The sequence below is a fragment of the Microbacterium sp. zg-YB36 genome (assembly GCF_024623575.2).
Lineage (GTDB): Bacteria > Actinomycetota > Actinomycetes > Actinomycetales > Microbacteriaceae > Microbacterium.
This window is the reverse complement of sequence record NZ_JANJFD020000016.1, coordinates 1-13,587: the sequence shown is the minus strand read 5'-3', so window position 1 is coordinate 13,587 and position 13,587 is coordinate 1. Positions and strand designations below refer to the sequence as shown.

Genomic DNA, 13,587 nt, shown 5'->3' with positions numbered 1-13,587 from the left:
GTGGCAGCCCCGGCTGCACCGGGGTTTACACGCGGATGCCGCTGCGTTAGGGCGCGGTGGTCGTCAGGGGACGAGCGGGGCGATGGTGGGGGCCGCTGCGGCATCCGTCGTCGCCGAGATGGCCGCGAGCGCCTCGGCCAGCCGCGACGCGAGATAGGCGTGCCCGGCGGTGGAGGGATGGTCGTTGCCGATGTCGGAGGTGTCGATCACGTCGAGGTAGTCGGCGGGGGTGATCCAGCCGTCGGCGACGGGGGAGAGGTACCACCAGCCGCGAGCGCCGGCAAGCTCCCGCAGGTCGCCGTCGATGCGGGCGGTGGCCGCCTCGACCGGCAGCACCTGGGGTGCGGGGCCGAGGATCACGATCCGGGCGTCGGGATAGGTCGCCGCGAGCCGGTCCCACGCGGCGGTGACGGCGTCGCGGTAGCCCGCGGCGTCGAGCTTGCGATCGTTGATCGAGCCCTGCACGATCACCAGATCAGGGTGCAGCTGCGGGTCGAGTTCGGCGATCCGCTCTCCGAACGTGCCGCCGTCCAGTCCCGGCTTGAGGTAGCCGCTGCCGCGGACACCGGCCACGACGACGTCCCAGTCCAGCTTCTCGCCGAGCACGTACGCGTAGCCCAGCGTGGGATCGGTGGCAGCGGAACCGTACGTCCACGAGTCGCCGAACACCAGCACCCGCGGCGTCGCGGGGAGGGCGAGGGCTGCGGGGGCGACCACGGCGGGGGCTCCGGCCGCTCCGGCGGACGGTGCCGAGGTGGTCTGCCAGGGCCGCCAGATCGTCAGGATGCACACGGCGGCGACCGCTGCGGCGAGCACGACGATCGGCCACGCCGTGCGGCGGGTTCGCGTGCGCGCGTGAAGCATCACGCTTTGAGGGTAGATCACTGTGAGCCACTGCCAGAACGCGACTTCGCGGCGGCGCCCGTGCGCGCCGGTCCAACGCGCCCGCGACGGCATGCGAGGATAGCTCGGTGCAGCGCAAAGTGACCGCCGAACTCGACCTGGAACTGGGGTCTTCGGTGGACCTCATCCTTCAGATCGCGGTGGCCCGCGCGGTGCCCATCGTGCACGAGCGGCTGAGCTTCACCCAGGGCGATCAGGTGCGCACCGCCACCGAGATCCTCGACCCGGCCGGCAGCCGGCTGCACCGCCTGCAGGGCGAGGCCGGTCCGCTGCACGTGCGGTACGAGGCGGTCGTGGCCGACGCGGCCCCGACCGGGCCGGCCAGCGAACTGGAGACGATCGCGTATCTGCGGCCGAGCCGCTACTGCCAGTCCGACGAGGTGTTCGCCCAGGCGCGGCGGCAGTTCCGCGGGCTCTCCGGACGCGAGCTCCTCGCCGCCGTCGACGACTTCGTCGCCACGAGCACGACCTACACCCTGGGCCTCAGCCAGGGGACCGACTCAGCCGTCACCACCCTCAACACCGGTCAGGGCGTCTGCCGGGACTACGCCCACCTGGTGATCGCGCTGCTGCGCGCCATGGATGTGCCGGCCCGCTACACCGCCTGCTACGCACCGGGGCTCCGGCCGATGGACTTCCACGCCGTCGCTGAGGCCTACCTCGACGGCGCCTGGTACGTCGTGGACGCCACCCGCCTGGCCAATCGACGCTCGCTGGTGCGGATCGCGTCGGGGCGGGATGCCGCCGACTGCGCATTCCTCAGCTTCTACGGCGGCTACGTCGGGCTCGACCGCATGCAGGTGGACGCCTGGGTGCTCTCCGAGGACCCCGCCGATACCGCCGCGGCCGCCGCGGCATCCGACCCCGCCGTGGAGGACCCGTCGCTGCTGCTGCAGTTGGCTTGACCGGGCTCACACGGGGCCGCCCGTAGACTTGACGGGCTATGGATCCTGAAGCCCTCTCCACCCTGCTGCTCGACGTCGTCCGCCCGCTTGCCGAGGCGCGACGCCAGGGCGCCACCGAGGGGCTGACGCCGGCGGATCTGCCGCTGGACCGGCCGAAGAACCGCGACCACGGTGACTGGGCCTCCAATGCCGCGCTGAAGCTGGCCAAGGCCGTGGGCGCGAACCCCCGCGAGTTCGCCGCCGAGATCGCCGACGCACTGCGCTGCGCCCCCGGCATCGCGTCGGTAGAAGTCGCCGGACCCGGCTTCATCAACATCCGGCTGGATGCCGCCACCGCCGGTGCCCTGGCCCGGACCATCGTCGACGCCGGTGCCGCCTTCGGCAGCAACGACAGCCAACACGGCAACACGATCAACCTCGAGTTCGTCAGCGCCAACCCCACCGGCCCCCTGCACATCGGTCACACCCGCTGGGCCGCCCTGGGCGACGCGATCGCCCGCCTGCTGCTGGCCAGTGGGGCGACCCTGGTGCGCGAGTTCTACATCAACGACGCCGGCGCCCAGATGGACCGCTTCGGCCACTCTGTGCTCGCCGGGATCAAGGGGGAGCCGACACCGGACGGCGGCTACGCCGGTGCCTACATCGACGAACTCGCCCGCCGCGTCCACGCCGCCGAACCCGGCATCCTGGACCTTCCTGCCGACGAGCAGCTGGTGACGGCGCGCGACCGCGCCTATGAGCTGCAGCTGGGCGAGCTGCAGGCGTCGCTGGCGGCATTCAACGTGCACTTCGACGTGTTCTTCAGCGAGCGGGTGCTGCACGCCGCCGGCAGCGACGGTCGGCCGAGCCTCGTCGAAGAAGCCGTGGACCGCCTCCGTGCCCAGGGCCACGTGTTCGACGAGGAAGGCGCGGTGTGGGTGCGCACCACCGACTTCGGCGACGACAAGGACCGCGTCATCCGCCGCTCCAACGGCGAGTTCACGTACTTCGCCGCCGATGCGGCGTACTACCTCAACAAGAGCGACCGCGGCTTCAAGCACAAGATCTACCTGCTCGGCGCCGACCACCACGGCTACGTGCACCGCCTGAAGGCGCTCGCCGGTGCCGCCGGGGACGACCCCGAGAAGGACATCGAGGTGCTCATCGGCCAGTTGGTCTCGATCAACGGCGCCCGGCTGTCCAAGCGCGCCGGCAACATCATCGAGCTCGACGACCTGCGGGAGTGGCTCGGCACCGACGCGCTGCGGTACTCGCTGGCGCGCTACCCGGCCGACTCGCCGCTGACGCTGGACCCCGAGATCCTGCGCAAGCGCACCAACGACAACCCGGTGTTCTACGTGCAGTACGCCCACGCCCGCACCCACAACGTGGCCCGCAACGCCGCCGATTCGGGCGTGGACCGCTCGGCGTTCGCGCCGGAGCTGCTCGACCATGAGACCGAGTCGGCGCTGCTGGGCGCGCTGCAGGAGTTCCCCCGCACGGTGGCGTTCGCCGCGGAGGTGCGCGAGCCCCACCGCGTGGCCCGCTACCTCGAGGAGCTGGCGAGCCTGTACCACCGCTGGTACGACAACTGCCGTGTCATCCCGCTCGGAGACGACCCGGTGACCGATCTGCACCGCACGCGCCTGTGGCTCAACGACGCCACCGGGCAGGTGCTGCGAAACGGTCTGGATCTGCTCGGCGTGAGCGCGCCCGAGCGGATGTGACGTGACCGGCGACACGCACCCCACCCAGCCGCTGCCCGACCCGGCAGCGCAGTGGGTGCTGTCGCAGCCCGATGCCGCGCCGCGCCGTCGGCGCCGCTGGCTGCCGTGGCTGATCGCCGGGGTGATCGTGGTGGTCCTGGCGATCGTCGCGTGGTTCGCCGCCGAGGCGATCGCCCGCAACCTGGTCGTGACCACGGTGCGCCAGCAGATCATCTCGACACTGTCGCTGCCGGAGGACCAGCAGATCGACGTTCAACTGACCGGCGCGGTGATCCCGCAGCTCATCGGCGGGTCACTGAGCAGCATCCGCATCGCCACGGACGACGTCGAGCTCGGCCAGTTCGCCGGTGACGTCGCCGTCGAAGCACACGACGTGCCGGTGCGCGGCGACGGCCCGATATCGGCTGGACGGGCGACCGTGACGGTCGACCAGGCCCAGCTGCAGCGCCTGATGACGGCCGTCGACGGGTTTCCGGTCGACTCGCTCGGCATCGCCGAGCCCGACATCACCGCCTCGATGGACCTGATGCTGTTCGGCGCGACGATCCCGGTGGGGCTGTCGCTGACGCCCAGCGCCGACGAGGGTCAGCTCGTGCTGACGCCGTCGGGGATCCGGATCGCCGGCTCGGACATCACCGCCGACGAACTGCGCCGCCAGTTCGGCATCGTCTCCAATGCCGTGCTGCGCGACTGGCCGGTGTGCATCGCCGAGCACCTGCCGGCCGGGCTCACTCTCACCGATGTCACGGTCGACGGCGACGTGCTGCGCGCCCGGTTCGACATCGCCGACGCGATCCTGGTCGATCCTGCGCTGCAGGCGGACGGCACGTGCGCCTGAGCGGCATCCGCACCCGCGCCGACATGCGCACGATCTGCCGCGAGGTGGTGGCCTAGACTGCTTGCAACGTCGGCTCGTGAGTGATCCGCCCGACGTCCTGCCGCTGATCCGCCAGGGTCGGTTCCCCTGCAACCCCACCCGATTGGTCCGCTGAGTGTCCGCCTCACCCGCCCGCCCGTCCGTTCCCGAGTGGCTCGTGAAACCGGATGCCGCCGATGCGCTCATCGACGGGCTGTGGCCCGCCTCCGCCGCCCGCGACGATGACGGCGTGGTGCGGATCGCCGGTGTGCCGGTGACGCAGCTGCAGGAGCAGTTCGGCACCCCGCTGTACGTCTTCGACGAGGCCGAGGTGCGCGCCCGCGCGCGCCGCGCCCGCGCCGCGTTCGACGCGGCGGCCGCCGCTCATGGCACCACCGCCCACGTCTACTTCGCGGGCAAGGCGTTCCTGTCCACCGAGGTGGTGCGCTGGGTGACCCAGGAGGGGCTCGGCGTGGACGTGGCCACCGGCGGCGAACTGGCCGTTGCTCTCGCCGGCGGTGCGGACCCGAAGCGCATCGGGTTCCACGGCAACAACAAGAGCAAGGCCGAGATCGCCCGCGCCGTCGAGGTCGGCGTCGGATCGATCATCGTCGACAGCGACATCGAGATCACCCGGGTCGCTGCAGCCGCCGCCGCGCGCGGCGTCGTGCAGCCGGTGCGGGTGCGGGTCAACAGCGGCGTGCACGCCGAGACGCATGACTTCCTCGCCACGGCGCACGAGGACCAGAAATTCGGCTTCCCGCTCGGGCGCGCCGCCGACGTCGTCGCGCGCATCCGCGAATTGCCGAGCCTGGACTTCGGCGGGCTGCACTGCCACATCGGCTCCCAGATCTTCGGGACGGCGGGCTTCCGCGAATCAGCGGCGCGCCTGGTCGAGGTGCACGCGCAGCTGCTGGCCGGTGGCGCGGTGCCCGAGCTCAACCTCGGCGGCGGCTTCGGCATCGCCTACACCGCAGCAGATGACCCCACGCCCATCGAAGAGCTGGCCGACGGCATCGTCACCGCCGTCGCGGACGAGTGCGCCGCACGCGGCATCCCGATCCCGGTCGTCGCCTTCGAACCGGGCCGCGCGATCGTCGGCACCGCGGGCATCACCCTCTACGAGGTCGGCACGGTCAAGCCGGTGCAGGCCAGCGAGGAACTGCAGCGGCTGTACGTCAGCGTCGACGGCGGCATGAGCGACAACGCCCGGCCCGCGCTGTACGGCGCGCACTATTCCGCCCGTGTCGTCTCCCGCAGCAGCGCTGCCGACCCGATCCTCGCGCGCGTCGTGGGCAAGCACTGCGAATCAGGCGACGTCGTCGTCGATGCCGAGTATCTGCCGGCAGACGTCGCCCCGGGTGACCTGCTGGCCGTCCCGGCGACGGGCGCCTACTGCTTCTCGCTCGCGAGCAACTACAACTACGTGCCCCGCCCGCCCGTGGTGGCAGTCGCCGACGGCTCGGCCCGCGTGATCGTGCGCGGCGAGACGATCGACGACCTGCTGTCGCGCGATGCGGGGGTCACACCGACGGAGGGAACTGCATGACCGACTACCGCCGCCTGCGCGTTGCACTGCTGGGAGCGGGCGCTGTGGGCTCGCAGGTCGCCGGCCTGCTGCTCAAGCACGGCGACGAACTCGCCGACCGCGCCGGTGCCGCGCTGGAGCTGGCGGGCATCGCCGTGCGCGACCTGGACGCGCAGCGCGACGTCGATCTGCCGCGGGAGCTGTTCACCACCGACCCGGAGTCGCTCATCGTCAGCAGCGACATCGTCATCGAACTGATCGGCGGCATCGAGCCCGCCCGCACGCACATCCTGCAGGCGATCAACTCGGGCGCCGACGTCGTCACGGGCAACAAGGCACTGCTGGCCACACACGGTCCGGAGATCTTCGACACCGCGGACCAGGTGGGCGCGTCGGTGTACTACGAGGCCGCCGTCGCCGGTGCCATCCCGATCATCCGGCCGCTGCGCGACTCCCTCGCCGGCGACCGGGTGCACCGCATCATGGGCATCGTCAACGGCACCACCAACTACATCCTCGACCGGATGGACACCGAGGGCGCCGAGTTCGAGGACGTGCTCGCCCAGGCGCAGGCGCTCGGCTACGCCGAAGCCGACCCGACCGCCGACATCGAGGGCTACGACGCCGCCCAGAAGGCCGCGATCCTCGCCAGCCTGGCGTTTCACACCGCCGTCCCACTGGACGCGGTGCACCGCGAGGGCATCGTCGGCATCGACAAGCCGATGATGGATGCCGCCCGCCACGCGGGCTACGTCATCAAGATGCTCGCGGTGTGCGAGCGTCTGGAGGGCGAGGCCGACGCATCACCGACGGGCGAAGCCATCTCGGTGCGGGTGTACCCGGCACTGGTGCCTCGCACGCATCCGCTGGCGACCGTGCACGGGGCGAACAACGCCGTGTTCGTGCAGGCCGAGGCCGCCGGGGACCTCATGTTCTACGGCGCCGGCGCCGGCGGCGTGCAGACCGCATCCGCCGTGCTCGGCGACGTCGTCTCTGCCGCCCGCCGTCACATCGCCGGCGGCGTCGGGGTGGGGGAGTCCACCCGCGCGAACCTCCCGGTCGTGGCGATCGGCCGGGTCACCACCCGCTACCAGATCACCCTCGAGGTCGACGACCTGCCGGGTGTGCTGGCGACCATCGCCGGCATCCTCAGCGAAGGCCGCGTATCGATCGCGACCGTCGAGCAGAACATCCTCACCGGGGCCGACCCAGCCGTCCCCGGAGCGGAACACGAGACCGGCGTCGCCCGTCTCGTCATCGGAACTCACACGGCACGTGAGCAGGACCTGAGCGAGACGGTCGACCGCCTCGCTGCGAGCGGCGTGGTCGAACGCGTCGTGTCCGTGCTGCGCGTGGAAGGAGACTGACATGGCACACCTCTGGCGCGGAGTACTCCGCGAATACGCCGACCGCCTCGGGGTCACCGACGCCTCGACGGTGGTCACCCTCGGTGAGGGCGGCACGCCGCTGCTGCCCGCTCCGGCGCTGTCGAAGCTGACCGGCGCGGACGTCTGGGTGAAGTACGAGGGCATGAACCCGACCGGGTCGTTCAAAGACCGCGGCATGACCGTCGCGCTCTCGCGAGCGGTCGAGCACGGCGCGAAAGCGGTCATCTGCGCGTCGACGGGCAACACCTCCGCCTCCGCCGCCGCCTACGCCGCGCACGCCGGCATCACCGCCGCCGTGCTGGTGCCCGAGGGCAAGATCGCGATGGGCAAGCTCAGCCAGGCCGTCGCGCACAACGGGCGGCTCATCCAGATCCGCGGCAACTTCGACGACTGCCTCGAGATCGCCCGGGAACTGGCAGACCACTACCCGGTGCACCTGGTCAACTCGGTCAACCCCGACCGCATCGACGGCCAGAAGACCGCTGCGTACGAGATCGTCTCGCAGCTGGGCGATGCGCCCGATTTCCACTTCATCCCGGTCGGCAACGCCGGCAACTACACCGCCTACTCGCGCGGCTACCGGGAGGAGGCCGCGCGCGGCGCGTCCACCCGCGTGCCCCGCATGTTCGGCTTCCAGGCCGAAGGCTCCGCACCACTGGTGCGAGGTGAGATCGTGAAGAACCCCGAGACGGTGGCCAGCGCCATCCGCATCGGCAACCCGGCGTCGTGGGAGCTCGCCCTCGAGGCGCGCGAAGCGACCGACGGCTGGTTCGGCGCCATCGACGACGAGCGGATCCTGGCGGCGCAGAAGCTGCTGGCATCCACTGTCGGCGTCTTCGTCGAGCCCGCCTCCGCGATCAGCGTCGCCGGGCTCCTCGACCGCGCCGCCGCCGGGGTCGTCCCCGCCGGTGCTCGCGTCGTGCTCACCGTCACCGGCCACGGCCTGAAGGACCCGCAGTGGGCGCTGCGGGCCGCCGACGGCTCGCAGGTCACCCCGACCGTCGTGGACGCGACCACGAGCGAGGTGGCGTCGGTGCTGGGCCTGGCGGTAGGGGCCACCGCGTGACCACACCTTCACCGGCCGGGGCGTCGGCTTCCCCGTCGGGGGAGCCGCGCACCGTCGCCGTGCGGGTGCCGGCCACCAGCGCCAACCTCGGACCGGGCTTCGACACGCTGGGGCTCGCGCTCAGTGTCTACGACGAACTGACCGTGACGGCGCTGCCTGCCGGTGAGCTGGACATCGAGGTGACCGGCGCGGGTGCCGAAGACGTGCCGCGCGACGGCTCGCACCTGGTCATCCGCGCCATGGCGTATGCGTACGAAGCGTGCGGACGGCGGATGCCGGGCGTGCGGCTGCGCGCCCACAACGTCATTCCGCACGGCCGCGGGATGGGTTCCTCCGGCGCTGCGGTCGTGGCGGGCCTGCTCTCGGCGAAGGGACTGCTCGCCGGCGACGTCGAGCTCGGCCCCGACACCCTGCTGCGCCTGGCGACCGAGCTCGAGGGTCACCCCGACAACGTCGCGCCGGCCCTGTTCGGCGGCCTGACGATCGCGTGGCTGGACGAGTCGGGTCCGCAGCACAAGAAGCTGATCGTGCACCGGGGCGTTGCGCCCCTCGTACTTGTGCCGGAGTTCACCATGTCGACCTCGCTGGCACGCAGCCTGCAGCCGCTGCAGGTGCCGCGAGAGGATGCCGTTTTCAACGTGTCGCGCTCGGCGCTGCTGATCGCGGCGCTCACGCAGAGCCCCGAGCTGATGCTGGCAGCCACCGAGGACAAGCTGCACCAGTCGTACCGGGCGCAGGCCATGCCCGAGACCGATCGGCTCGTGCGGGCGCTGCGCGCCGAGGGGTTCGCTGCCGTCGTATCGGGTGCGGGGCCCAGTGTGCTCGTGCTCGCAGACGGCCCGGGTGGGCGTCTGCAGGCCGCCGATATCGCCGCCCGCGCGACGGACACTCCGTGGGAGCCCCTCATGCTCGCCGTCGATGTCAAGGGTGGTACAGTGAGGGACCATACGGAGGGTTCCACGTAACCCGTGAATCTGGCCTCCGTCGCAATTCTGCGAACTGCCGCATCCATCCCGATCTGATCGCGCTGCGCCGGTCCCCGAGCCCATCGAGGGGAACGGACGCCCGAACGCGACGATCGAACGCGATCCGGCATATCCATTCACACGCAAAGGGAGAACTCGTGGAGTCCATCTCCGAGATCCACACCGACGGCGACACCGAGCGCGACAACGCGCCGGTCGACGAGACCGTCACCACAGCATCCGCCGCGGCGGACGCTCCGGACGAGGCGCCCGTCGCCGAGGACGCGGCGGCCGACGATTCGGCCGAGGCGCCCCCGGAGGGCGAGCCCGCGCCGAGCGAACAGACGCCTGCCGAGGCCGAGATCGCCGCTGTCGTCGATTCCATCGCCGCCACCGAGGCACCAGCCGCCGAGGCCGTCGCAGAGAAGCCGGTCAAAGCGCCGCGCAAGCGCGCACCTCGCCGGGCCAAGAGCTCCGACATCGTCGAGAAGCCCGCTGAGGCGCCGGTCGAGGCTGCCGCTGACGCACCGGTCGAGGCCGACGCTGAGGCACCGGTCGAGGCATCCGCTGACGCACCGGTCGAGGCATCCGCTGACGCACCGGTCGAGGCATCCGCTGACGCACCGGTCGAGGCGCCTGCCGACGCGCCGGTCGAGGCATCCGCTGACGCACCGGTCGAGGCATCCGCTGACGCACCGGTCGAGGCGCCTGCCGCCGACGCCGCGAGCGACGACAAGCCCACCACGGGCCGTGGCCGAGGCGCCGGCCGTGGCCGGGGCGCCGGTCGCGACAAGGCTCCCGAGGTCGACAAGACCGCCGAGGCAGACAAGCCCGCCGAGGCCGAGACGGCCGCTGAAGGCGACGCGCAGGGCGAGGGCCGCGGCAACGCCGCCGGTCGTGGCGCTGCCGCCGAGGGTGACGAGTCCGCCGAGGGCGAGACTCCTTCGCGCAGCCGCAGCCGTTCGCGCAGCCGCAGCCGCAACCGCAACAAGGACGGCGCGACGGGCGCCCAGGGCGGCCAGAACGCTCAGGCTGTCCAGAGCACGCCGGACGTCGCCGAGAAGCCGCAGCCTGCCGAGTCCGATGACGAGTCGGGCCAGGGCGCCGGCCGTGGCCGCCAGCGCAACAAGCGCCGCCCGCAGGGTGGCAGCGGCGACGAGTTCGACACCGAGATCGGCGAGGACGACATCCTCATCCCGATCGCCGGCATCCTCGACGTGCTCGACAACTACGCTTTCGTGCGCACCACCGGTTACCTTCCCGGCACCAGTGACGTCTACGTCTCGCTCGGCCAGGTGAAGAAGTACAACCTGCGAAAGGGTGACGCCGTCGTCGGCGCGATCAAGCAGCCGCGCGAGAACGAGCAGTCCGGTCGCCAGAAGTACAACGCGCTGGTCAAGGTGGATTCGGTCAACGGTCTGTCCGTCGAGGATGCCGCCAACCGTGTCGAGTTCGGCAAGCTCACCCCGCTGTACCCCCAGGAGCGCCTGCGCCTGGAGACTGCGCCGGAGAAGCTGACCCAGCGCATCATCGATCTGGTCGCACCCATCGGCAAGGGCCAGCGTGGCCTGATCGTCGCGCCCCCCAAGGCGGGCAAGACGATCGTGCTGCAGCAGATTGCCAACGCCATCGCGACGAACAACCCCGAAGTGCACCTGATGGTCGTGCTCGTGGACGAGCGGCCCGAAGAGGTCACCGACATGCAGCGCACCGTCAAGGGCGAGGTCATCGCGTCGACCTTCGACCGTCCGGCAGAGGACCACACCACCGTCGCCGAGCTCGCCATCGAGCGTGCCAAGCGCCTCGTGGAGCTCGGTCGCGACGTCGTGGTGCTCTTGGACTCGATCACGCGTCTGGGTCGTGCCTACAACATCACCGCTCCCACATCCGGCCGCGTTCTCACCGGTGGCGTCGACGCGTCGGCGCTGTACCCGCCGAAGCGCTTCTTCGGAGCCGCGCGCAACATCGAAAACGGCGGATCGCTCACGATCCTTGCCACGGCGCTCGTGGAGACCGGGTCCAAGATGGATGAGGTCATCTTCGAGGAGTTCAAGGGCACCGGCAACAGCGAACTGCGCCTGAGCCGCCAGCTGGCGGACAAGCGCATCTTCCCGGCCGTCGACGTCAACGCGTCGAGCACGCGCCGCGAAGAGATGCTGTTGTCGGCCGACGAGGTCAAGATCACGTGGAAGCTGCGCCGCGCCCTCGCCGGGCTCGACACGCAGCAGGCGCTGGAGGTCGTGCTCGGCAAGCTCCGCGAGACGCAGTCCAACGTCGAATTCCTCGTGCAGATGCAGAAGTCGATGCCCGCGCCCAGCCGTGACGGTAACGCCGCCGGCAACAGCAACGCGCACGACAACAGCATCCGCTGAGCGGGACCCGAGTGTCCGACGCCGGCATGTTCGAGTCCGTCCGCGGGCTGATCGACGAGCACCGCGCGGTGCAGGAGGAACTCTCCGACCCCGCGGTGCACGCCGATGCCGCGCGCGCCAAGCGCGTGAACCGTCGGTATGCCGAGCTTTCGCGCATCGTCGCGGCCCACGATGCGTGGGTCGCGGCGGCGGATGACCTCGAGGCCGCGCGCGAGCTGGCCAAGGAGGACACCGCCTTCGCGGAAGAGGTGCCCGCGCTGGAGGAACAGGTCGCGACCGCTCAGGAGCGGTTGCGGCGCCTGCTCATCCCGCGCGACCCCGACGACGCCCGTGACGTGATCATGGAGATCAAGCAGGGCGAGGGCGGCGCTGAGAGCGCGCTGTTCGCGGCTGATCTGCTGCGGATGTACATGCAGTACGCGGCATCCAAAGGGTGGAAGACCGAGCTGCTGGAGCGCAACGAGTCCGACCTGGGTGGCTACAAGGACGTCCAGGTGGCGATCAAGGGCTCCTCGAGCGACCCCGCGCAGGGCGTCTGGGCGCACCTGAAGTACGAAGGCGGCGTGCACCGCGTGCAGCGGGTGCCGGCGACGGAGTCGCAGGGGCGCATCCACACCTCCACCACCGGCGTGCTGGTGTTCCCCGAGGTCGACGAGCCCGAAGAGATCCACATCGATCCGAACGACCTGAAGATCGACGTGTTCCGCTCCTCGGGCCCCGGCGGCCAGTCGGTCAACACGACCGACTCCGCGGTGCGCATCACGCACGTGCCGACCGGCATCGTCGTGTCGATGCAGAACGAGAAGTCGCAGCTGCAGAACCGCGAAGCCGGCATGCGAGTGCTGCGCGCCCGGCTGCTGGCTCGCCAGCAGGAGGAACGCGACGCTGCGGCATCCGATGCCCGCCGCTCGCAGATTCGCGGCATGGACCGCTCGGAGCGCATCCGCACGTACAACTTCCCCGAGAACCGCATCGCGGACCACCGCACCGGGTACAAGGCCTACAACCTCGACCAGGTGATGGACGGCGCTCTGGAGCCGATCATCGAGTCGGCGATCGCCGCCGACGAAGAAGCGCAGCTGGCGGCCCTCGGCTCCGACGCGTAACGCGTCCTCGCGCGCTATGGTCGGCGCATGATCATGTTCCTGCTGCGCGCGCTGATCTTCCTGGCATCTGCGGCGCTCGGCCTCATCGTCGCCGATCTGATCCTCAGCGGTTTCCAGATCGACTGGTCCGACTGGTGGGGGTTCGTGCTGTGCATCGTGATCTTCGCGATCCTGCAGAGCGTGCTTGCGCCGTGGATCGCCAAGATCGCCCGCCGGTACGCGCCGGCGCTGCTGGGCGGCATCGGCATCATCTCCACGCTCGTGGCGCTGCTGATCGTGGTGCTGCTGCCCATCGGCGGGCTGCGGATCACCAACGCGCTGTCGTGGGTGCTGGCGCCGGTGGTGGTGTGGGTGGTGACGGCCGTGGCGACCGTGCTGCTGCCGATGGTGTTCATCCGGCGGAAGGTCGACGAGCGCCGCGACGAGCGCCGCGCGTAGCGGCCGCCGCGGGCGCGTAACTCAGGAAGAACGGGGTGCCGGCCGGGGTTTCAGGATGCCGGGGGTCGGTTCTTCCTGAGTTATCGTCCGGCGCGGTGGGGTGGGGATCAGTGGCATTTCCTCCCCAGCCGGGGGTCCGGGGAGATATCCACAACCCCAGGTCAGGCATTGTTTCGGGGCCCTTTGATGTCGGAGGGGGTCGGCAGGATTGGGGGTATGAACACCTGCCCGACCACCACCGCCCGGGCGGCAGTGCTGTCGCATGAGCAGGTGATCTCCGGGCTGGAGGAGGTGCGGCGGCGTCGGGCGGAGGTGGATGCCGATGAGGTGTGGTTCCTGTCGCAGGCGGAGGCG

11 protein-coding genes are annotated in these 13,587 nt (G+C 70.8%); 10 read left to right on the top strand and 1 reads right to left on the bottom strand.

From position 1 onward, the window contains the following. Window positions 1–63 precede the first annotated feature (63 nt). A complete protein-coding gene (locus NQ151_RS16520) occupies window positions 64–864 on the bottom strand; it encodes an SGNH/GDSL hydrolase family protein (protein ID WP_257528786.1) in 801 nt (266 codons plus the stop codon). A gap of 107 nt (window positions 865–971) precedes the next feature. Between NQ151_RS16520 and NQ151_RS16515 the strand changes: the two genes are divergently transcribed. The 10 genes from NQ151_RS16515 to NQ151_RS16470 all read left to right on the top strand — a co-directional run bounded on the left by NQ151_RS16515 (window position 972) and on the right by NQ151_RS16470 (window position 13,233). Next, window positions 972–1,808 carry a transglutaminase-like domain-containing protein gene (locus tag NQ151_RS16515; RefSeq protein WP_257528757.1) on the top strand — a complete coding sequence of 279 codons (837 nt, stop codon included), beginning with the start codon at window positions 972–974 and terminating at the stop codon, window positions 1,806–1,808. Window positions 1,809–1,846: 38 nt separating this feature from the next. Further along, a complete protein-coding gene (gene argS / locus NQ151_RS16510; protein ID WP_257509470.1) occupies window positions 1,847–3,514 on the top strand; it encodes an arginine--tRNA ligase in 1,668 nt (555 codons plus the stop codon). 1 nt (window position 3,515) lies between these two features. Then, a complete protein-coding gene (locus NQ151_RS16505) occupies window positions 3,516–4,352 on the top strand; it encodes an LmeA family phospholipid-binding protein (RefSeq protein WP_257509471.1) in 837 nt (278 codons plus the stop codon). Between the two features lie 154 nt (window positions 4,353–4,506). Then, complete coding sequence (gene lysA / locus NQ151_RS16500; RefSeq protein ID WP_257528756.1) at window positions 4,507–5,919, top strand: diaminopimelate decarboxylase; 1,413 nt, start codon at window positions 4,507–4,509, stop codon at window positions 5,917–5,919. Continuing rightward, window positions 5,916–7,265: a homoserine dehydrogenase gene (locus NQ151_RS16495; protein ID WP_257528755.1), complete on the top strand. Its 1,350-nt coding sequence runs from the start codon at window positions 5,916–5,918 to the stop codon at window positions 7,263–7,265. Before lysA ends, NQ151_RS16495 begins: the two co-directional genes overlap by 4 nt. A gap of 1 nt (window position 7,266) precedes the next feature. Continuing rightward, entirely contained in the window at window positions 7,267–8,352 is a 1,086-nt protein-coding gene (gene thrC, locus NQ151_RS16490) for a threonine synthase (protein WP_257528754.1), read from the top strand. After that, window positions 8,349–9,317, top strand: a complete 969-nt coding sequence (gene thrB, locus NQ151_RS16485) for a homoserine kinase (protein ID WP_257528753.1) — start codon at window positions 8,349–8,351, stop codon at window positions 9,315–9,317. Before thrC ends, thrB begins: the two co-directional genes overlap by 4 nt. 158 nt (window positions 9,318–9,475) lie before the next feature. After that, entirely contained in the window at window positions 9,476–11,689 is a 2,214-nt protein-coding gene (gene rho, locus NQ151_RS16480; protein WP_257528752.1) for a transcription termination factor Rho, read from the top strand. Between the two features lie 26 nt (window positions 11,690–11,715). Next, entirely contained in the window at window positions 11,716–12,795 is a 1,080-nt protein-coding gene (gene prfA, locus NQ151_RS16475) for a peptide chain release factor 1 (RefSeq protein ID WP_257509477.1), read from the top strand. A 27-nt stretch (window positions 12,796–12,822) separates the two neighbouring features. Then, a complete protein-coding gene (locus NQ151_RS16470; protein ID WP_257509478.1) occupies window positions 12,823–13,233 on the top strand; it encodes a hypothetical protein in 411 nt (136 codons plus the stop codon). The last annotated feature ends 354 nt before the right edge of the window (window positions 13,234–13,587 follow it).